This is a genomic window from Algoriphagus litoralis (genome assembly GCF_003259255.1).
In the GTDB taxonomy this organism is placed as follows: domain Bacteria; phylum Bacteroidota; class Bacteroidia; order Cytophagales; family Cyclobacteriaceae; genus Algoriphagus; species Algoriphagus litoralis.
Genome location: NZ_QGOL01000006.1, coordinates 287718 through 309382, shown reverse-complemented (window position 1 = coordinate 309382; position 21665 = coordinate 287718). Strand labels below are relative to the sequence as shown.

The following is a 21665-nucleotide window of genomic DNA, read 5'->3' as shown; positions in this document are numbered from 1 at the left end:
ATTTTTGTTAATAAGCAATAACTAGAAAGCATCAATGGAACTGAGGCATTTACTATATTTTCAGGCAGTCGCCGAGGAATTAAACTACAGGAAGGCTGCTGAGCGATTGTTTATTTCCCAACCCGGGCTCAGTCGGCAGATTAAGCAGTTGGAGGAATTGCTCGGAGTTCAACTTTTTGAGCGGGACAAAAAGCACGTGGAATTGACTGTCGCAGGGGCTTTCCTGAAGGGTGAAGTTGATTTTGTAATCAATCATCTGGATTCGACCCAAATCCAGCTAAAACTGATCGAATCGGGAAAAGTAGGCGAGTTGCGTTTTGGGTTTTTGGGTTCTGCCTCCAATCGGGTCTTACCGGATTTGCTGAACAGAATCAATACAGAATACCCATTGATTTCCACAACTCTGGAGGAATTGAGTAATGCTGTCCAAGTAGAAATGATCCAAAAGGACAAACTGGATCTTGGGTTTGTCCGCTTAGCCTCGGTCCCTGAGGACCTGGACATGCGGCCAATTTTACGGGATACATTCTCGATTGTAGTTCCGGAAAATCATCCCATTGAAGTATCGGATTTTCGATCCGTTAATCAGTTTAAGGAAGAATCTTTCATTCTTTTCTCCAGCGGATATTCAAATTATTACTACGAGCAAATCATGAGTATCTGCAGAGATTCTGGATTTTCTCCTAAAATCAGACACAAGTCAGTCCATGCCTTGACGATATTCAGATTGGTGGAAAATGGGCTTGGAATAGCCATTGTTCCCACTTCGCTCAAAGAGGGCTATGATCTCAGGGTTCGCTTTATGGAGATTCCTGGAATTCCCCAGTTTACGGAGCTTTCGCTGATCTGGAAATCAGCAAATCGGAATCCTGCGTTAAAGAAAGTTTTGCCGCTGATTTAGGCTGAAAACTTTCCAATTTTTCAATCTTGTAATTTCCCAATTTTCAAATCAAAAAGTTAGAATTCCCTATTTTCAAGCTCCAATTCAAATGTCGGGTCAATGTCGGGTCAAATCCGAGTTGCTTACGTCCTGCTTTAAAAATCAATCCCAGAACTTGCCATGGTTAATCAAAATCTACTACAAATGAAGCAACCACAATTGGGCAAGAAAATCTCTGAACTGAGAAAAGCCAAAGGTCTGACACAGGAAGAACTGGTCGAGAAGTGCAACTTGAATGTGCGAACGATTCAGCGCATTGAGGCAGGGGAGGTGACTCCCAGAAGCTACACCGTTAAGGCGTTGTTTGAAGCCTTGGATTACCGGTGGGAGGAAGTGAATAATGGAATAGAAAGAGAGGAACAAAAGGTGCCATCCTATTTGTATTTGGCTTTTGCCTCTGGTTTGCTTTATTTCTTTATGGCCTTTTATGAAATCGGAATGGAATACGAATGGATTGAAGACGGATTTGTTGAAAACAGAAATGCTTTTGCTAGTGTGAAGTTGATTACCTTCCTGAGTTATGTTGGGTTTCTGGGAGGTATTTTAGCCTTGGTTAGGTATTTCCCTAATAGATTCCTGAAAATAGCCCTATGGGTGATGATCGGGTTCAATGTGGTGTTTTATACCATGGATCTGATTTCTCTCTTCACATCCATGCTGACTATCCAAGACTATTATTGGGTCAAAATCGAGGCATTTGGTTTGGGATATGCTTTTATTGGTGCAAGTTACTTTGGTTACAAAAATCTAAAGTTTGGTATTTCTCAAGTAATTGGAGCATTGGGACTGATTGCCGGGATTTTAATCTTCTCGGGAATCGGGCTCATTTTCGGGTTGGTTCCGCTAACCTTCTTTGAGATTGGTCAGCTGGGATTAATGATTTATTTTATTCAGAAAATCGGGAGACCCAGTGCTCCCGATTTTACTTCAAAAGGGCTCCCTGCCTGATTTTTTTGGAAGAGTTTTTCCGATTATATTCAGAGGAAATACATAAACCCATGAATAAACTAATCGGATTTGCCGGCTTATTTCTTATTGCAATTTTTCTCATTTCTTGCGCTGAAGATTCAACTGAAGCTCCAGTCAAACTGCCGGATAACATTGAAGTAACTGTCGAATATTTGGGAGAAGGTGTGGTGAGAGCTAATTTCTCTGCCGAGAATACCAACTTTTTCAAGGTCAATTTTGGTACTCCAGGTGAAGCCACTCGGCAGGTCGAGGGCAATTCTGCAACTCACACGTACACGGAGCGAGGAAATTTTATTCTGGTTGTTCAGGCCCACGCTACCGAGACTGAGTTTGTAGTCTCCTCCCAGACCATCAGTATGAATGCGGCAGCGTTAGGGCTAGGTCCAAATGCAGGCTATACCAGTCCCGACAGTTACGAGGGATATAATTTGGTCTGGTCAGACGAGTTTTCTGGGACTGAACTTTCCTCAGACTGGACTTTTGAACTTGGAGATGGATGTCCGGATCTATGTGGCTGGGGAAATCAGGAGCTTGAGTATTACAAAAGAGAAAATACCAGTATCCAAGATGGTAATTTGACTATTACTGCAAAGCGGGAAACCGTAAATGGCAAACCTTATACTTCATCGAGGCTGATCACTAAGGGTAAGAAGGCGTTTACCTATGGTCGGATAGATATTCGGGCAAAGCTTCCCAAAGGGCAGGGTCTTTGGCCTGCGCTTTGGATGCTTGGAGAAAATATTTCTGAGGTCAGCTGGCCAAAATGTGGTGAAATCGATATCATGGAAATGATCGGTGGCAACAAAGACAACCAAGACGCGACCGTCCATGGCACTGTCCACTGGGACAATAATGGAAACTATGCAAACTACGGTGGGAGCACCAAACTTCCCTTTGGCATATTCAATGACGAATACCATGTTTTCTCCATCGACTGGACCGAAAAAGAGATCATCTGGCTATTGGATGGGGTAAAATATCACGTGATAGATATCACTCCTGGCGGACTCGAAGAGTTTCATAAACCCTTTTTCTTTATCCTAAATGTGGCAGTGGGTGGGACTTGGCCTGGAAATCCGGACGGGAGTACCGTATTTCCTCAGGAGATGAAGGTGGATTATGTTCGGGTATTTCAGAAAAAATAAAACTTACTTTCATCCATTAGGACCCAAGTAACGCTGCTGAAACTTTGGCTTTAATCTGCTTTAGGATTTCTGCATTCTTTGCACTTGAGGATTCGATTTCCAAAATTTTTGGGTGAATCGAAGGTTCATAGAAGTCTGTCAGGGCACGTTCGAGTTCTTCTTTGTTTTTTGCTTTGATGTAGAAAAAGCCAAATTCCTCAGCCAGGTGATTTGCGTTCAATTGCTGTCTTGTTTCAAAGAACTCCTCCAATTCAGGCTGTTTGGCGGGTCCGTCGATCAATCGGAAGATACCTCCAGCATGATTGTTGAGAAGAATGACTCGGAGGTTTGGTGTGGAATAGTTGTGCCAGAAGGCGTTGCGATCATAGAAAAAAGCCATGTCACCGGTGATCAGTGTAACTGGTTCTTTGGTAGTAAAGGTACAGCCAACCGCTGTGCTGTTTGATCCATCGATTCCGCTTGTTCCCCTGTTACAAATAATTTCCTGGGATCTTTTTCCGAGGAAATTGACATAGCGCACCGCCATACTATTGGCAAGATGAAGCTTGGAAAGACTCGGGATCTTAGCTGAGACGAGATGCAATGCAGGATATTCTCCAAATTCTACAGATTCAAGAACCTTCGGCAAGGACTTCTCAACCGTTTTTTCCAAGCTGAACCATTGCGCTTGGAATGCAGGATCTTGCTCCGGTAGGTTTTCCGAAAGCCAATTCAAAAACTGAGGTGATGGGCAGGCTAAAATCCGCGTCAGATGCTGATAGGTGTCCTTGGCTTGGCCATCAGGTTGGATGTGCCAGTGGGAGCTTCCAGTCTTTCTCAAAAATTGCTTTAGCGATTTAGAAATGACGGATTTCCCAAAGCTGATGATCAAATCCGGAGTAAGTCTGGGATGAAAAGTCTCATTTCCCAGCCAATGATCGTGATGATTGATCGTATGTCCACTTTGTAAGTTGGATATGGAATCAGTTACAATGACAGCTTTTTGATTTTTTGCCAATGAATCTAGACATGCCTGTACCTGAGAATTTGGTTTTTGCTGACCTGGCACGATTAAGATCCTTTTGACTTCACTCAATCGATTCTTGATGTGCTTTAGACTTTCGTCACTCAGGAGTGATTGGCTGCTGACTAGAGTGAACTCGTGAGGAACTTCCGGAAATTCGAAACTTTCATTTTCCTCAGGATAAAAAGGCTCCCGAAGGGGCACATTGATATGGACAGGACCCGCTGGGAATTGCTTGGAGACATGGATTGCTTCATTTACTATTCTTCCTGCATGCCAGACTTGATCCTCGGTCGCGAAAGTATCGGGAAATTGGAAACTTCGTTTGACGTGTTTTCCATAGACTTCAGGTTGGAAAATCGTCTGACCATCCCACTGATCAATCCACTCTGAGGGTCTATCTGCAGTCAAGATCAAAAGGGGCACTTGCTGAAAAAACGCTTCTGCAACAGCCGGATAGTAATTCAGAGCCGCCGAGCCAGAAGTGCAAACCAATACTACAGGTTGATTTAATTGCTGGGCCATGCCTAATGCAATAAAAGCTGCCGAACGCTCGTCAGAGATCGTACGGGCATGAATATCAGGATGCCTTGCAAAAGCCAAAGTAAGCGGTGCGCAGCGTGAACCAGGGGAAAGAATCGCATGTTCAATCCCTTTTTTGGCACAAATGGCCACTAGATCTAAAATCGGCTGAATAATCAAGCGGAAGGAGTTTGGATGAATTTACCGATGATTTGGCATTTGAGTTCGGTTTCTTCCCATTCTTTGTCTGGGTCTGAGTCTTCAGTCACCCCTGCACCGGCATAGAGAATGGCCTTTGTACCTTTGAAGGAGGCAGTTCTCAGGTTAACAAAGATGGATGTTTCGCCTTCAATGTTTACAGGACCGAGAAATCCCGCAAAAAAAGAGCGGTCGAAACTTTCATTTTCCTGTAAAAACTCATGCGCCTCTCTTCTAGGCATCCCGCAGACTGCAGAAGTTGGGTGCAATAAATCCAACATCACTGATCCTAGCTGTGGAAAATTAGTGGCTTTCATGTCCACTTTGAAGTCCGTGCGCAAGTGGAGAAGGTTACCTGCCATGATGGTTTTTGGTCCGTGCTCTTCATACTCTCTGAGTCGGATTTTCTTAAAACAATCCACAATATACCTGCATACCAATGCTTGCTCTTCGATTTCTTTTTGGGTCCAGGCCGCTGATTTGAGTGGATTTTCGCCAGATGCAGGCTGGGTGCCGGCTAGAGCCATCGTAAAAAAGTGCTCATCTTTTGTTTTGATCAGTGTCTCTGGGCTAGCTCCTATCCAAGTGCCTACTTTAGGAATGTGGAAGAAGTTAACAAAGGAGTTGGGATAGGCGACCAGCATTTTCTGAAAGGCTTCTGCAAGATCAAAATGCTCAGCTACTTCAATTAACTTGGTTCGGGCAGGAACTACTTTTTCCAGCTTACCTTCTTCTATTGAATTGATGCCTTTCTCTACCAGATCAATAAAATGAGACTTTTCGTTTGCAATTTCATTTCCAAAAACTGGGCTGGATGATCTTACTTCAAGTACGTGCTTTAGCGTAGATTTAATGGATTGATTGGACGAGTGCCCAGAAGTTTTTATCCATTCAGGTAAATCATCTTTTCCTATTTCCTGATCCAACAAAAGACTAAAATATTCACTTGATTTGATGAAAAAGGCTTTTTTGTCTTCCTGATCGGCAAAAGGGTGTACTATAAATCCGGCAGGAAGCTCCTCAAATGCCAAGTCCACTTTTGTAGGGATTTGATCATTATCCACCAGGAATTCCAGCCGGTTGGATTTTGGTTTTCTCCAGATGGCAAAAGAACCCCCGGAATCGAATCCTTTCAGAAAAAGCAGATCCAGAATCTCGGATAAAGTGGTGCGGGTGGTGCTTTCCGTTACGTTCATTTTTTTTCTAAAATCGCCATCGTAATCCTACTAATGCAGCTTAGCTGATCCTCAAGATTGAAAATTTTTACTTCCCAGACTTGAGTCGACTTGCCAAGATGAATGGGTTTGGCCACACCTCTGACAAATCCTTCCCGTACCGATTTGAGATGGTTTGCGTTGATTTCCAGCCCGACACATGTATATTTTTTTGTATCGATGGTCAGAGACGAAGCTACACTTCCGAGCGTCTCAGCCAAAACTACACTAGCTCCACCGTGTAACAATCCCATAGGCTGCTTGGTTCGATGATCTACAGGCATAGTTGCTTCAAGGTATTCATTCCCAATGCCCGTAAATTCAATTCCCAAGTGACTGACCATGGTGTTTTGACTGGTCAAATTCAACTGGTCAAGTGACGGTTGGAAAAGAAAAATCATTTGAAATTGGGCTAAATGAAGTTTATTTGGACTCTGAACAAAAATAGAGAAACTTGAATCGAAAAAAAATTTACCTGGTCAGACACGGCCAAACTGACTTCAATCTAAGAGGTGTCGTGCAAGGAAGTGGTATCGATGCTCCAATCAATGCGACAGGGATGGCCCAAGCTGCTGCTTTTTTTGAGTCCTACAAGGACATTCCGTTTGACCAGATTTATCACACCGCGCTCATACGTACCCGGCAGTCTATTCAGCATTTCATAGACTTTGGAATACCTACTCGGGCACTGCCTGAACTAAATGAGATTTCTTGGGGAGATTACGAAGGTACCCCTATGACTCCTGAGGAGAACGAGTACTACACCCACATGCTCCATCAATGGCAGCAGGGTAACCTAGATTATGCGATCGCGGGTGGAGAGAGTCCAAATAAAGTTGCGGAGCGAATGCGGAGAGGAATTGAAATTATTCTGAATGGACCTGGAGAAACTATCCTTGTCTGCATGCATGGTAGAGCGATGCGAATTTTTCTCAGTTTGATCCTTAATTATGATCTGAGATTCATGGATCAGTTTGAGCACCACAACTTATGTCTTTACCTATTGGAAGAGTTGCCTGATGCGTCCTTTGTGGTCAGAAAATTCAATGACCGAGAGCACCTCAAGGTTTTGAATCAGCCTTTGTAGCTTTGGCTGCTTTTTTCTTGGCAGATACGCTTTCTTCATACATCAAAACATATTGCTGATGTAGGTTTTTGTTTTCGGTAAGATCGAAAAGTCTAAACGCAAGATGCTGAAGTTGGACTTTGCGTCCGTCTTCTAAATCGACCAAGAATTCACCCAGAAAACACTCATCGAAATCACAGGAAGGGATCTCAATGATCAGGGCAAGTTCTGAATTTCCGGCGTAATGTTTTGTTGAGAAAAACGGAGAAAATTGGGATTCGATCTCCTTTATGTTGGTTTTACTTTCTTTTAACTCCTTGCTTTTAAAAAGAACCAAAAAAGTTTTGGATTCTGGATCTTTTGAGTAGCCCGAACTGCAGCAAATCAGGAAGATCAGAAGTGTTGCTAACTTTTTCATAGCTTCCAATATAGCATTTAAATTCCCGACAAAGCAAAGAAAAAGGACATAAAAAATCCCCGAATAACTTAATATTCGGGGATTTTCAATTTTTTTATAGATTAAGCTTTCGCTGTTCTTCGCTTCGTTTTTGCTGTTTCTTCTTCGATTTCGTCCTCCACTCCTGCAAGGATTCTTCCACAATGTTCACACACGATCAGCTTTTTCTTTTCTCTGATGTCTGCTTGTCTTTGTGGAGGTACCGTGTTGAAACAACCTCCGCAAGCACCTCTTTTTACCATAACCACTGCAAGACCATTTTTGGCATTTGCTCTGATTTTGGTGTAGGATTTCGCCAGTCTTTCGTCCACTTTTTTCATGGCTTTGTCTCGATCAGACTGAAGTTTTGATTCGTCAGTTTCACTTTCAGATACGATGGTATCCAATTCGTTTTTCTTCAGATCAAGATCTTTTTGGCGATCCTTCATCAAGTCATTCAATTCTTCAAGATCTGCTTTCTTCTGGTCGATTTTCATACCGGCCTCGCTGATCTTCTTCTTAGAAACCTGAATTTCAAGATCCTGCAATTCCAGCTCTTTGGTGATGGCGTCGTACTCACGATTGTTTCGCACGTTCATCTGCTGCTCTTGATATTTCTTGATCAGCTTCTCGGAATCTTTGATGTTTTCCTTGTAACGTTTGATTTCTTCCTCGAATGATTCAATGTCATTTTTGAATTTGTCGAGTCGTGTTTCGTAGCCTGCTATCTCATCTTCCAGATCTTGCACTTCCTCTGGAAGGGCTCCTCTTACTTTCAGGATGGCATCTAGTTTTGAATCTATGAGTTGAAGATTGTAGATAGCGTCTAGCTTTTGTGCTACTGTACTTTCCATGTACTATCGGTAGGATGTGGGATTAGTAACTACTTTTGTCAAATAGAGTGCAATATTAGGGAAATTTTGTGACAAAAGCTCTCCAAGTAATTCTTTTGTGAAAATTTCGCTCTCATAATGACCAATATCGCAAAGTACGAGTCGGTCTTCTGCATCAAAAAACTCGTGGTACTTAATGTCCGAGGTCACAAAGGCATCCGCTCCGGATCTTTTCGCATCAGACAGAAGGAATATTCCCGCTCCGCCGCATACTGCAACTGTTTTGATTTTTCTTGAGAGGAGTTGAGTATGCTTCAGGTGGCTTAGATTCATTTTTTCTTTCAGAAAATCCAAGAAATCTAAGCCTTCCATCGGATGACTCAACTGACCGATCATTCCTGCGCCAACTTCCTGATTTTCATTCTCTAAAGCAGATAGGTAAAAGGCAACCTCTTCGTAGGGGTGGGCTTTTTTCATGCTCGAAACAACCTTCTGACTGAGGTATGAAGGCAGGATCACTTCCACTCGTACTTCCTTTTCATACTGTGGGACCCCTCGCTGTCCAGTGAATGGATTTGCATGATGCGAAGGGGTGAAAGTACCGGTTCCTTCTACCTGAAAAGAGCAGTCTTTGTACTCTCCAATCTGTCCAGCTCCTGCCGCAAAAACGGCATCCAAGACCTCAGATTTATTTTCGACAGGGACGAAAAATACCAGTTTGTTTAGTGTTTCTTTTTTGGGTTGCAGAATCTTTGTTTCCTTCAGACCAAGTCGGTCGCAGATGCGCTTGTTTACCCCGGTAGCTACATGGTCGAAGTTGGTATGGATGGCAAAGATAGCCACATCGTGCTTGATCGCTTTGATTACCGTGCGCTCCACATAATTTCTTCCGGTGAGGCTTTTGAGGCCTTTGAACACGATGGGGTGGTGGGCTACAATGAGATTGGCACCCAAGCTGATCGCTTCATCCACTACAGCCTCGGTACAATCAAGCGTGCACAGGAGGCCAGTCACTTCGGCAGTTCGATCACCACAGATCAAGGTCGCATTATCATAGCTTTCCTGATAAGCAGGCGGAGCCAATTGGTCTAAGTAAGAAATCACATCCTGAATCCTGTATCCCATAATTTTTCTTTTCTTTGGTCAAAAATAGCAATTCTTGCCGATGCCGTGGTATGCCTTTCTTTTAGCACCTTTTGCGCTGATTTTTCAGGTCATCACCAGCGTCCGCAATTTTTTATTTGACCGACACCTGCTCCAAAGCTTCAAATCTTCAGTCCCAACCTTGGTTGTAGGCAACCTCAGCGTAGGAGGTACCGGAAAGACGCCCATGGTGGAATTTTTGATTGCGAATCTCCAAAATGAATTCAAACTGGCAAGCCTCAGCAGAGGATATGGCAGGAAGACCAAGGGATTTCTAAAGACTGGAATTCACAGCACACCAGCTGAAGTAGGTGATGAGCCCTTGCAGATTTTCCGAAAGTTCAAGGGGGAAATTCCGGTTTTTGTCGGTGAAGATCGGGTATCCGCTTTAGAGAAAATATCTGCCCACTTGCCGGAATTGAAACTGGTCATATTGGATGATGCGTTCCAGCACAGAAGGCTAAGTGGAGATTTTTACATTTTGCTCACCCCTTTTGGCAGCCCTTTTTCCAGGGATTGGTTAATGCCCATGGGAAGGTTGAGAGAAAGCAGAAATGGCGCAAGACGGGCGGATTTGGTCGTTGTTACCAAATGTCCCGAGGGGCTCTCCAGCATTCAAAGAGCTGAGGTAGAATCTGGTGTCAAGTCCTATTTGAGCCCGGAGGTTCCCGTCTTTTTCTCCAAAATTGGATATGGGAATCCTTATCCGGTTTGTCAAAGTCCCTCTTTTTCGAAGTCAGTGATTTTGGTTTCAGGCTTGGCAGACGATCGGTCGTTGGTAGCATATTGCAAGGTGAATTTTAATCTTTTGGAAGTTCTTTCGTTTTCAGATCATCACCACTATAGCCAAGAAGACTGCAGTAGAATTTTAGCTTTGGCACAAAAACACGAGGGCAAAAGTCCCGTTGTACTCACTACAGAAAAAGACTCGGAAAAACTTAAATCTTTGTCAAATCAGGGATTTTTGGATGAAATTCCGATTTTTGTGCTGCCTATTGAGGCACAGTTTGATCTTGAAGACAAAGAAATGCTGCTCAGCTACATCCGAGGAAAATTTAATAAGCAGTGATTAGACGTATAGTTATTTCTGGGATTTTGTTTTCCATGCTTTCGCTGCAATCACTTTTTGCGCAGCGTCCGATTCCTCAAGGGCAGACTACCGGTGGCTTTGGTCAGACCGCCCGACCTGGACGGGAGCTCGTGGAGCAGCAAGAAGAAGAGGAAACTGATGGAAGGAGGCCGCTGTTGGACGATAGCACGAGGCAAGTCTATGGTCCAAAAACTTCTCTGTTTTACTTCGAAAAAGATCTGAAACGAAATCGACTGAAACTTTTCGAGCAGGATACACTTTTACAGAATTTTCACAACTATGATCCTGTTGCCAAGCAAAATTGGAAATATCAGGATTTGGCAAATATCGGTAGTGCCGCAAAGCCGGTCTTTTACGAAGTGCCGGAATTGATCGGCCTCAGTTCGGGATTTCATGTTTATGATTTGTATTTCAGAGATCCTGCAGAGCGCAGGTATTTCGATACCAAATCCCCATTTACCGAGATGGCGGCTTTTTTTGGAGGTGGAAATAGAAACATGCTGGACATTTCTTTTGCTAGAAATGTCACACCCAAGTGGAATATAGGCCTGGATTTTCATACCATGCGCGTACGCAAAACCCTCAATCCGGTCGAGCGGGACGATAATATGGTGGAGCAAAATGCCTATTCACTTCATACCAACTACCGCTCTGAAAATGGAAAGTATTGGTTGCTTGGATCTTTTTCCAGAATGAACCATGAGGTTTTTGAAATTGGTGGAATTATCCCTCCAGAGGTAGATTCCACTTCCTTGTATTTCACATACGAGGATGCAAAAGTATGGCTTCAAAATGCACGAGCCAGAGATCTGCGGCAGGACTACCATCTCTACCATGAATACAAACTTGGGAATGGACTTCAAGTCTACCATACCTTCGATCGTAAAAATCAGAACATTGTCTTTGAAGCAGATCTGTCGCCTCCAGATTCATTATTTTATAATAACCAAAGATTAAATAATCAGCAGGACACCACTGAAAACCGGAGTGATTTCGCAGAATGGAGAAATGAATTCGGAGTCAAAGGTTCCTTCAAAGGGTTTTATTACAACGCCTTGACCCGAATCAGAAATGGACGAATGGAAAGTCCATTTTTTCCCGACAAAAGAGAAGCATTTAATGAGGTCTATATCGGAGGAGAACTGATCGGTCAGCTTTCTGAAAAGTGGTCCATCAGTGCCGACGGGGAGTACCTTATACCTGGTGCATTTCGAATTCATGGCCTTTTCCAGTCCCCATGGCTGGAACTGGAATACACCAAGGCGCTCTACAAGCCCACTTCGATGCAGCAGATTTACTATGGCAACCATTACCGTTGGACCAATGAATTTGACAATATCGGAGTAGATCAGATAAAAGGAAGGGTTATTTTGGACTTTGATAAGATTAGCCTGAGACCAAACCTGACGCTGAATCGAATCAACAATTATGTCTTTTTCAATGAGGAAAAGGAAGCCACTCAAGCTACAGGAGAGGCATTTATGCTGATGCCGGGCTTGATTGCAAATATTCAGATTGGAAAGAAGTTCCGGATAGACGCGGAGATGATCTTTACCGAGATCACTGGAGAAGGTTCGGATAACTTCCGGATTCCTCAATTCTTTGCCAATACGAGGATTTATTTCGATAGTCCGCTATTTGATGACAATGTGTATGTGCAGCTTGGACTTGACATTCGGTACAAGTCATCGTATTTCGCGGAGGCGTATAATCCTACTTTTCAGCAGTTTTACCTCCAAAATTCCTTTGATGTCTATGCTTATCCGGTTGCAGATTTATTTCTGGATTTCAGGATCAACAGAACGCGAGTCCTGTTCAAGTACAATCACCTCAATTCTGGATTCATGAAGCAGGATGGCTATTTTGTAACTCCGGATTACACAGGTTATCGATCCTTTTTGGATTTAGGAATTTCGTGGTATTTGTTTGATTAAGAAAAGTTTCAAGACAAGAGATCTAAGATATTAGAATGACCAAATATCACCAAAAGTAGGTCATTTGGAACGAAAAAAGCCATTGTAACGGCTTGGAAGTCGTAAATCGTAATTCACAAATCGTAATTTTAAATGACTTGGGAAGAAAGCACCAGACAGAAAATGCTTCATTTGAAGCTTCCAACTGATCCGCGCTGGGTTGAAATAGCTGAAATGCAAATCGAAGACATCTTGGTCGATCATGCCTACTGCGAACAAAAGGCTGCCTCTTCCTGCATCAGTTTAATCCTTAGATTCAATGATCTGGATGAATTGGTGGATACGCTGACGCCGATCGTAGCGGAGGAATGGGGGCATTTTGAGCGAGTGCTAGAGCAGCTTCGAAAGCGCAGGATGAAGTTCGGTTTTCCCCGAAAAGACGAGTACGTCACCAAGCTCAATGAGTTTGTCAAAAAGGGAGGAAACCGGTGGCAGCAGCTTACCGAGCAATTGCTGATGAATGCACTGATAGAGGCACGTAGTTGTGAACGGTTTAAACTTTTATCAAAAAATATCCGGGATGAAGAACTCCAAAAGTTCTACTACGAATTGATGATCTCAGAGGCTGGCCATTTTGTGACCTTCATTGAACTGGCAAAGAAATATCAAGACCCAGATAAAGTCAATGTGAGATGGAGGGAGTGGCTGGTGTATGAAGCTGAGGTTTTGAAAAACATGGAAATACGGGGCGACCGCATGCATTGATGGTTTTCAAGGAGGGGAAAAACATGGGTGACAAAGCTGAAATTCGATTTCTTTGCCGCATTTGTTAAAATTTCTGCATTCAATGGCCAAATCTTCCGTATTTGCTTATTATTAAGAATAACTAGTAACGATTACTAGGAAAGCTGTTCTAAAAACGAACAATTCATGAATTTGATCGAAAATGTCCGCGAGGCACTTAATTCTGTAAAAGTACATTTACTCCGAACGGTACTTACTGGCGCCATCATTGCGATAGGAATCTCTTCGCTGGTAGGAATGCTGACTGCAATTGATGGGATTAAAGCACAGATTGCTGAAAGTTTTGCTGGTTTGGGAGCCAACTCATTTGATATTCGAAACAAAGGTTTCAGTGGAGGGAGGGTAGTCCAAGAAGGGAAAACGGAGAAAACCTATCCTAGCCTTACTTTCCGAGAGGCGCAGAAGTTCAAAGAAGAATATGCCTCCATAGGTATTTCTACAGTCTTTACTTCCGTGACTGGATCAGCTGAGGTGAAGCGAGGCTCCAAAAAGACGAATCCAAATACCCGGATAAGGGGCGGAGATGAGAATTACCTGACGATCAAGGCCGTAAAGCTCGCCAAGGGAAGAAATTTCAGTAACATGGAGGTGCGGTATGGTAACTCTGTGGCGATCATCGGCAAGGAGCTGGAAGAATTACTGTTCACACCCGGTGAAGATCCGATCAATCAAAAGATTTCATTTTACGGCAAGCCCTACACTGTGATCGGTGTTTTGGATAAGCAAGGTGGGGTCGGGCAGGATCAAGGTGCAGACCGACAGATTCTGATTCCTATCGAAAACGCGGCTAGACTAGACACCCGAGGGACATTCAATTACCGGATCACCGGAGTAGCTTCAGATCCTGGAAAAATCGATTATGAAATGGGTCAAGCGATCGGGATTATGCGAAAAATCCGTCAGGATCGCGTGGCACAAGAGGATTCATTTGAGCTGACCAAAAGTGAATCCGTAGCCGAAAGTTTGGAAGAAGTAGCAGGATACCTCAGAATAGGCGGCTTTGGAATTGGGTTTATCACACTTTTGGGAGCATCGATTGGTTTGATGAACATCATGCTTGTTTCCGTGACCGAGCGAACCCGCGAAATCGGGATTAGAAAGGCGCTGGGTGCTACACCGCTTCGTATCCGCCAGCAATTCCTGATTGAAGCCATCGTCATCTGTATGTTGGGTGGTGTTTTCGGGATGCTTTTGGGAATCGGAATCGGAAACATTATTGCCAATTTCATCGGTCCGGGGGGATTTTTGGTTCCTTGGCTTTGGATGATAATTTCCTTTGCTATATGTATTGTCGTGGGATTGATAGCTGGCTATATTCCTGCTTTCAAAGCTAGCAGACTGGATCCTATCGAATCTTTGAGATACGAATAGCAAATCTTGAATTAACAAATTTTGGAATCCCAGCCTTTGAATTCACCTTCAGAGTCTGGGGTTTTTATTTGAAATATAATTCAACTGTTTTTACTCCGTTTTTTTAAAAGTCCGATTTGAATCGGTTATTTTCCATTTATGAATTCACATCAATACGACGCCATTGTAGTTGGTTCCGGTATTTCTGGAGGTTGGGCTGCAAAGGAGCTTTGTGACAAAGGACTGAAAACACTGGTACTCGAACGGGGCCGACAAGTAGAACACTTGAAGGATTACCCAACGATGACTGCCAGTCCCTGGGATATGCCACATCGTAATCATATTCCCCTAGCGGACAAGTTGGAAAATCCAGTGGTCAATCGATGCTATGCCTATAAAGAAGACACAGCACATTTTTTTGTCAAAGATGCAGAGCATCCATATATCCAAGAGAAGCCATTTGACTGGGTGAGGGGCTATCAAGTCGGAGGAAAGTCACTGATTTGGGCCAGGCAAACCCAACGATGGAGTACGTATGATTTTGAAGGTCCAGAAAGAGATGGATTTGCGGTCGATTGGCCCATCCGATACGATGATCTGGCGCCGTGGTATAGCTATGTGGAGCGTTTCGTTGGAATCAGTGGCAACTACGATGGACTGGATACCTTACCAGACGGGGAGTTTTTGCCTGCCTGGGAGATGAATTGTGTGGAAAAGGAAATTCAAAAGCGAATTCTTGAGGCTTACGGAGACCGAAAATTTATCATTGGCAGGTGTGCACATCTGACCCAGCCAAAAGATGTTCATTTGGCTCAAGGTAGAGGCCAATGTATGGCAAGGAATCAATGCTACCGGGGCTGTCCTTTTGGAGGATATTTCAGTTCGAATTCTTCAACTTTGCCACATGCTGCCAAGACGGGTAACCTTACTTTGCGCCCTGACTCGGTGGTACATTCGTTGATTTGGGATGAACAGAAAGGGAAAGTCACCGGCGTACGGGTGATCGATCGGGTGACCAAAGTTGCTTCTGAATATTTTGCAAAGGCTATTTTTCTCAATGCTGCTGCGCTAAATACCAATTTGATTTTGCTCAATTCTACTTCTGCCAGATTTCCTGCAGGCTTGGGAAATGACTCCGGCATTTTGGGCAAATACATCGCGTTTCACAATTATCGGGGTTCGATCAGTGCTGGTTTTGAAGGATATGCTGATAGCTACTATTCAGGAAGAAGACCTACGGCCGTAATGCTGCCAAATTTCAGAAATGTGAAAAAGCAGGAAATGGACTTCCAGCGTGGCTATATGAGTTTCTATACTGCTGGACGAGCAGGATGGGGAAGTGCGAGAGATATGCCTTTCGGATCGGATTTTAAGGAGGCCAATTCAACTCCCGGTCCATGGTCAGTTTACATGATGATGCAGGGGGAGACAATTCCCAAGGAAAGTAATTTGGTCACGCTCAGCCCTAACCAAATAGACGAATGGGGCGTACCACAGCTCCAAATCAATGTCTCCTATGATGAAAATGACGAAAAAATCCTCAAAGATTTTCTGGAGCAGGGTGAGGAGATGCTAACTAAAGCAGGTTGTGTTTCCATTCGAAAATCTGACAGTGGCCAATCGCCGGGATTGGATATTCATGAAATGGGTGGAGTCCGAATGGGCCGGGATCCGAAAACGTCCATGCTAAATGGCTTCAATCAAATGCATCTGGCCCCCAATGTCTTTGTCACGGATGGAGCTTGTATGACTTCTACGGGTACTCAAAACCCTTCCATCACCTATATGGCATTGACTGCACGAGCTGTGGATTATGCTGTGAAGGAATTGAAATCGGGGAGATTGAAATAATCCAGAAAGTGCCCACCAAAAAAATCGAGGACAGCTTAAAAGTCTGTCCTCGATTGATTTTCATGAAATTACCGATGTGATTACCGGATTTTTTTAGGTTCCAAAAGTTTGGTCAGCTTGTCTATTTTTTTGCTTAGGTCCAGAATTGCTTTCGCGTAGCGCGTATCCCACTCCTCCAGTCTTGCGGTATTTTTGATTGCCACTTCATATTGAATCCCAGGAAGGATCCAGGATGCATATCCTGAAAATGGGTCATTGCAGACATAGAGTGACTTATACCACTCACCGTAGTACATTCCTTTAGGATCAATCCAGCTTTTTTCCAGTCCGATGAGTGCTTCATTGATTGCTTTGAGGTGGCTCGGGTGAACGGTCTCCTCAGCCATCGACTTGTGCAGGGTTTTGTGATAGGCTTCTGTGCTGGTTTGCAGGGTGGCCAAGGCTACATCTACCTGATCAAAACCTTGGAAATTGGGGTCGATTGTTTTTACATTTTTTACCGCCTGCTCAAAGTGACCTTTGAGATCCTTGGAATATCTGTCTACATCATACGGGATTACAGCTGCATTCGCCTGTCGGATAGCTACAAGCCCGAATAATTGTGCGACGGCACCACCCATTTTGAAGCTTGGATCAGAGAATTTGGAGTAATAGTGCAAGTTGTCATAGTTGGAATGGTATGCGGTAGGGCCACCTGAGCCACCACTTAAGGACGGGATTCCGACGTGCATGTAGAAAGCAATGTGATCCGATCCACCGCCTAGATTCCCGATTCGGGGTTCAGGATTTTGACCAGCCCATACTTGAAAAACCGTCTTGGCTGAATCAGGGTACGTCACTTCCTTGGAAGCATCAATGATAAGTTTTTTCAAGGTAGGTGCGGCTGAAGCACCAAAGTTTCGTCCGGAAACCCCACCGTCAAAATTCATGTAGGATATGGCTTTAGCGCCGAGTTCTTTTTTTAAATGTTCCACCCACTCAGTGGAGCCAATCACGCCCTGTTCTTCTGCATCCCAGTGCCCAATCAAAATAGATCTGGAAGGCTTTTGCCCATTTTTATATAATTCTCCCAGCGCTTCTGCAAAAGTCAACAGCATCGCGGTGCCGGAGTTTGGATCAGTAGCACCAAAGCTCCAAGCGTCGTAGTGACTGCCAAGAATGATCCACTCGTCTGGGAACTGACTTCCTTCAAAAGTTCCAACCACATTGTTTGCCCGAATAAAGTCAGGCTTTTGATCGACCATGACCCGAACTTTCAGTTCCTCTCCTCCGGTAATTCGGTAGGTAAAAGGCAAACCACCTTGCCATGCTTCAGGTGCTTCCGAACCCGTCATTCGGCTGAGGATTTCTTTCGCAGCCCCATAGCCAATTGGAGTCACTGGAATGGTGTGAAAAGGAACCTCTTGAGGGTCCAGTCGCTTTACTTTTTTATTTCCATCCAGAGGAAGTGCCGGTTCGTTTGGGGTGAGGGGATCTCCAGTATAATCCAGCGTTAGCATAGAGCCTCTCTGAATTGTGGTTTCATTGAAAAAAGGTCCTGACGGGTAAACTTCCCCGCGGGTAAAGCCTGAATCCTTTGGATCAGTGTATACCACCAAGCCGATCATGCCGTATTGCTCGGCATATTTCGCCTTGTATCCACGGAAGTTGCCACCATAGCGAGCCACAGCGATTTTGCCCTCCAAAGGCACTCCCATTTCGGCTAGTTTCATGAAGTCCTCACGTGTGCCATAGTTGACATACACTACTTCTGCCGTGACATCACCGCTTCCGGAGAAGGCATTGAATCCCAGATGTAGTCTCGTGTCTTTGGAAAAAGGATCTTCATCGATGACTCCTTCTTTTTGAGAAAGGGTAAGCTGAACCGGAGCTATAATCTGAAGTTCTGACTTCCCTGGATGATTGGGCAGGTAGACATCGTATGGCCAAACTTTCACACTCATTCCTGCATCCTCCATGATTTTCACCATGTAGTCTTTGACAAGTTCATTTTCTGGTGTCCCAGCGATATGAGGATTTTTGGTGAGCTCAGTCAGGTGATCCTTGAATCTGTCGTAATTGACGGCTTTCAGGTAATCCAATTCAAATTTCTTTTGCTCCGCAAATTGCGAGGGTAAAAATCCATCCTGCTGCGCAAAAGAGGCAGTGGAAAGGAGGGAGGCTGCTACTAATGTGAGTAAGGTCTGTTTCATTTAGGAGTTGAAGGTGGTAAGGTTGGAAAGTGGAAAAGTTACTATGGGTGTTTGGGTTCGTTTGTAAATGGAAATTCTAGAAGAACTTTTTCCGACTTCTAATGCAATATCGAATTTCATATGGTAATAATTTGATTTTTAAAGGCCATATGGAATCTTCGCATGCATTATAATCATTTCTCTTGGTGTCGCTTTGGGTCCTGCTCGATTTGGAAAATCAAATTTCGAATATTGAAGAAAAAAAAGGCCATAGAAACAATTTCCATGGCCTTTTTGGTTTTTAATTAGCTTTCAAGCCAGGTGATCGCTCAAGGAATTCCTGATACAATCGGATGTGCCTGTTTGACATCGGTATTCGGTAGCCATCAATAAACACATGATGAATTTGGGAACTGGTCTCCAATGGATCACCTGTAGAAATCACCAAATTGGCACGCTTACCAGCTTCGATAGACCCATATTCATCAGCAATTCCAAAAATCTCAGCTGGGTTGATGGTGATTGCTTTCAAGGCTTCCTCTTTCCCCAAACCATAGGCTGCTGCAAAAGCTGCATGAAAAGGTAGGTTTCTCACATTTTCTTCTTCATCAGTGCGGAGTGCCACTTTCACACCTGCTTTAGCCATTTTTCCGGCATTGGCATAGGGCGTGTCATAGCGATCTGACTGACGGGTAGGTAGATCCTGAACAGGCCCGGTGATGACCGGAATACCCGCCTTTGCAATCTCATCGGCTACTCTCCATCCTTCTGCTACTCCAGAGAAGATAACCTTGATGTCTTTGCCTTCTACCCATTTGATAGCATTCTGAATATCTGAAGCTGCATCTACAACGATTAGCAAGGGGAGTTCTCCTGACACGGCTTTGGACAGCTGGTCCATTTCTGGATAGTACTGGAGTTCAGCTCCTGCAGTTTTCAATTCCAGGTATTTCTTGGCATTGTCCCAGATTTCGTTCGCTTCTTTGAGTGCTTTTTCAGCGTCTTTTTTGACATCTTCATCAGATCTCCGGTCAAATCTCCCCCTTCTTCCAGAACTTGGGAAGTTCATCACTATTGCCTTGAATCCGCCATACATCTGATCAGGCGTATAGCCATTCAGATTGATCAGTGCGGCTGTGCCCGGGAAAAGTCCTCCAGTCGGTACTGTCAATACGGTCGTCACGCCCGATACTCTCGTGACACCGATCGCTTCGGAGTTTGGATTGACAGTGGTCAATGCCTGCATATTTGGCGTCACGCTACCGATCTCAGCATAATCCACTGTTTCTGGTACTGAGCTTACTTCGACTAGTCCTAGACGGGTTCCGCTGTCGATCATTCCTGGATAGATGAACATTCCAAAGCAATCAATGACTTCTGCTCCATCAGCACTGAGATTGGCTCCCACCTGTGCGATTTTTCCATTTTCTACCAATACTGAAGTATTGGTCAAGGTGCCTTTGGTGACTGTCACCACTGTAGCATTTTGCAGGAGAAATTTTCCTGTACGAGGTTTTACAAATTCCCCGTCGATCTGTGCCATCGCTGCCACTGGAAATAGGGCGAGCATTGCGGCGCAAAAGGTTTTTAAAATTCTATTCATGTTAGGTCTGAATTTTCGGGGTGATTAATGTTTTTCTTCCAGGAAAGCTCCCTGAAATGCTTCAAAGTAAGCATCTACGTCCTGCATACACTGATGATCTTCTTCGGTACGGAGAAATATTGGCTCTACCATCTCGGTAGCGCTTACAAACTGCCGCTGATCATCTGGATCTGACTTGATGTCAAAATACTTCACTCCATCCACAAAGGTCATTTGTGGAACTGTGTATGAAGAAAGAGGATGACCTTCGAAAATCACCAAATCAGCCTGCTTCCCTACTTCAATCGAACCAACCTTGTCGTCGATTCCCAATTGTTTGGCAGGATTGATAGTAATCATGGCCAGTGCTTCGTCGTCAGTCAATCCACCATAACGCTGTGTTTTGGCGGCTTCGTGGTACAGGTGACGGATGAGTTCTGCCGAATCGGAGTTGATCGAAGTAATGGCGCCATTACGCTGGAGGATGGCTGCATTAAATGCAGTGGAATAGTAAACCTCCATTTTATAGGCCCACCAGTCCGCAAAAACAGATGCACCCATAGTATACTCGGCGATTTCAGGAGCAACTTTGAATCCTTCATTGGTGTGTTGGAACACCAGTTTGGTGATTCCAAAATCCTTAGCCACATTGATCAACATGTAGATTTCGTCAGCACGATAAGAGTGACAGTGGATGATGATCTTCCCATCTAGGATATCCGCTAAGGTCTGTAGACGCTCGTTGTAGACGGGAGGCGTTGCAGTATTGCCTTTCTGCGACTTAGCCGCGTTGTAGTTTGCCCATTCTTTTTTGTATTGAAGCGCTTCGTTGAAGCCGTTTCGTAAAACTGCTTCCACACCCATTCTTGTTCTTGGCTGGATGTTATTGCCTCTGCCGTGTACACGAGTGGGGTTTTCGCCGAGAGCAAACTTGATCGTACGTGGCGCATCTTGCATGATGATATCCGCAGGGTCTTTAGCTCCCCAACGGTGTTTCAAGGTTGCATTTTGTCCGCCGACCACGTTGGCAGATCCGTGCATCGCATGAGAAATAGTCACCCCACCGGCAAGAGCACGATAGATTCCGATTTCAAATGGATTGACGACGTCCTTCATTCGGACTTCAGCTACAATTGGAGCAGAGGCTTCATTTACCACATCAAGAGCGACGTGTGAGTGGGCATCAATAATCCCTGGCATGAGGTATTTGCCACTGGCATCTATGGTCTGCACGCCGGACGGTGCACTGATGTTCTTACCGACTTGCTTGATGATTCCGTCCTGTACCAAGACATCTGTATTTTCAAGGTTTCCCTTGGTCACTGTCAGTACAGTTGCATTTTTTATTAATACGCTTCCCTTTTGGGTTTGGGCGTTGGTATAATTCAACCCCAGTCCCAGCAAAGCAGCAAGTATAAAATTGAGCTTTTTCATG

At 44.2% G+C, this 21665-nt stretch carries 18 protein-coding genes; 9 read left to right on the top strand and 9 right to left on the bottom strand.

Translation table 11 applies throughout. The features are described from left to right. Nucleotides 1–34 precede the first annotated feature (34 nt). The 3 genes from DK188_RS07065 (at nt 35) to DK188_RS07055 (ending at nt 3054) form a co-directional block, all read left to right on the top strand. A complete protein-coding gene (locus tag DK188_RS07065; protein ID WP_111670100.1) occupies nt 35–901 on the top strand; it encodes a LysR family transcriptional regulator in 867 nt (288 codons plus the stop codon). Nucleotides 902–1084: 183 nt separating this feature from the next. After that, on the top strand, nt 1085–1888 hold the full coding sequence (locus DK188_RS07060) for a helix-turn-helix domain-containing protein (protein WP_157963186.1): 804 nt from the start codon (nt 1085–1087) through the stop codon (nt 1886–1888). A gap of 50 nt (nt 1889–1938) precedes the next feature. Further along, nucleotides 1939–3054, top strand: coding sequence for a glycoside hydrolase family 16 protein (locus DK188_RS07055; protein ID WP_111670098.1), 1116 nt, complete (start codon nt 1939–1941; stop codon nt 3052–3054). Between the two features lie 16 nt (nt 3055–3070). On the opposite strand, the gene menD is transcribed toward DK188_RS07055, so the two are convergent. The 3 genes from menD to DK188_RS07040 are packed head-to-tail and all read right to left on the bottom strand — an operon-like array spanning nt 3071 to nt 6392. Then, nucleotides 3071–4759 (bottom strand): 2-succinyl-5-enolpyruvyl-6-hydroxy-3-cyclohexene-1-carboxylic-acid synthase, encoded by a 1689-nt coding sequence (menD, locus tag DK188_RS07050; RefSeq protein WP_111670097.1) that lies wholly within the window; start codon nt 4757–4759, stop codon nt 3071–3073. Continuing rightward, nucleotides 4756–5973 carry a chorismate-binding protein gene (locus tag DK188_RS07045; protein ID WP_111670096.1) on the bottom strand — a complete coding sequence of 406 codons (1218 nt, stop codon included), beginning with the start codon at nt 5971–5973 and terminating at the stop codon, nt 4756–4758. Before DK188_RS07045 ends, menD begins: the two co-directional genes overlap by 4 nt. Beyond that, complete coding sequence (locus tag DK188_RS07040) at nt 5970–6392, bottom strand: hotdog fold thioesterase (protein WP_111670095.1); 423 nt, start codon at nt 6390–6392, stop codon at nt 5970–5972. Before DK188_RS07040 ends, DK188_RS07045 begins: the two co-directional genes overlap by 4 nt. A gap of 53 nt (nt 6393–6445) precedes the next feature. Here DK188_RS07040 and DK188_RS07035 point away from each other — a divergent pair, with 53 nt between their 5' ends. Beyond that, nucleotides 6446–7078, top strand: coding sequence for a histidine phosphatase family protein (locus tag DK188_RS07035; RefSeq protein ID WP_111670094.1), 633 nt, complete (start codon nt 6446–6448; stop codon nt 7076–7078). Here DK188_RS07035 and DK188_RS07030 read toward each other — a convergent pair. From DK188_RS07030 to DK188_RS07020, 3 genes are all read right to left on the bottom strand, one after another. Beyond that, a complete protein-coding gene (locus DK188_RS07030; RefSeq protein WP_111670093.1) occupies nt 7053–7475 on the bottom strand; it encodes a hypothetical protein in 423 nt (140 codons plus the stop codon). The two genes, DK188_RS07035 and DK188_RS07030, sit on opposite strands and share 26 nt — an antisense overlap. A gap of 101 nt (nt 7476–7576) precedes the next feature. Beyond that, nucleotides 7577–8347 carry a zinc ribbon domain-containing protein gene (locus DK188_RS07025; RefSeq protein WP_111670092.1) on the bottom strand — a complete coding sequence of 257 codons (771 nt, stop codon included), beginning with the start codon at nt 8345–8347 and terminating at the stop codon, nt 7577–7579. A 3-nt stretch (nt 8348–8350) separates the two neighbouring features. Continuing rightward, nucleotides 8351–9451, bottom strand: coding sequence for a Nif3-like dinuclear metal center hexameric protein (locus DK188_RS07020; RefSeq protein ID WP_111670091.1), 1101 nt, complete (start codon nt 9449–9451; stop codon nt 8351–8353). A 40-nt stretch (nt 9452–9491) separates the two neighbouring features. On the opposite strand from DK188_RS07020, the gene lpxK reads away from it, so the two are divergent. The 5 genes from lpxK to DK188_RS06995 all read left to right on the top strand — a co-directional run bounded on the left by lpxK (nt 9492) and on the right by DK188_RS06995 (nt 16477). Next, nucleotides 9492–10538 (top strand): tetraacyldisaccharide 4'-kinase, encoded by a 1047-nt coding sequence (lpxK, locus tag DK188_RS07015; RefSeq protein WP_111670090.1) that lies wholly within the window; start codon nt 9492–9494, stop codon nt 10536–10538. Further along, nucleotides 10535–12493, top strand: coding sequence for a putative porin (locus tag DK188_RS07010; RefSeq protein WP_232825678.1), 1959 nt, complete (start codon nt 10535–10537; stop codon nt 12491–12493). The genes lpxK and DK188_RS07010 overlap by 4 nt, the downstream gene beginning before the upstream one ends. Before the next feature lie 132 nt (nt 12494–12625). Beyond that, a complete protein-coding gene (gene miaE / locus DK188_RS07005; RefSeq protein WP_198672976.1) occupies nt 12626–13237 on the top strand; it encodes a tRNA-(ms[2]io[6]A)-hydroxylase in 612 nt (203 codons plus the stop codon). A 165-nt stretch (nt 13238–13402) separates the two neighbouring features. Beyond that, nucleotides 13403–14647, top strand: a complete 1245-nt coding sequence (locus DK188_RS07000) for an ABC transporter permease (RefSeq protein ID WP_111670088.1) — start codon at nt 13403–13405, stop codon at nt 14645–14647. Between the two features lie 138 nt (nt 14648–14785). Then, on the top strand, nt 14786–16477 hold the full coding sequence (locus DK188_RS06995) for a GMC oxidoreductase (RefSeq protein WP_111670087.1): 1692 nt from the start codon (nt 14786–14788) through the stop codon (nt 16475–16477). Between the two features lie 80 nt (nt 16478–16557). Here the strand turns inward: DK188_RS06995 and DK188_RS06990 are convergent, their stop codons facing one another. From DK188_RS06990 to DK188_RS06980, 3 genes are all read right to left on the bottom strand, one after another. After that, complete coding sequence (locus tag DK188_RS06990) at nt 16558–18669, bottom strand: M28 family peptidase (protein ID WP_111670086.1); 2112 nt, start codon at nt 18667–18669, stop codon at nt 16558–16560. Nucleotides 18670–18949: 280 nt separating this feature from the next. Then, entirely contained in the window at nt 18950–20251 is a 1302-nt protein-coding gene (locus DK188_RS06985; RefSeq protein ID WP_111670085.1) for an amidohydrolase family protein, read from the bottom strand. A gap of 24 nt (nt 20252–20275) precedes the next feature. Then, nucleotides 20276–21664 (bottom strand): amidohydrolase family protein, encoded by a 1389-nt coding sequence (locus DK188_RS06980; RefSeq protein WP_111670084.1) that lies wholly within the window; start codon nt 21662–21664, stop codon nt 20276–20278. Nucleotide 21665 lies beyond the last annotated feature (1 nt).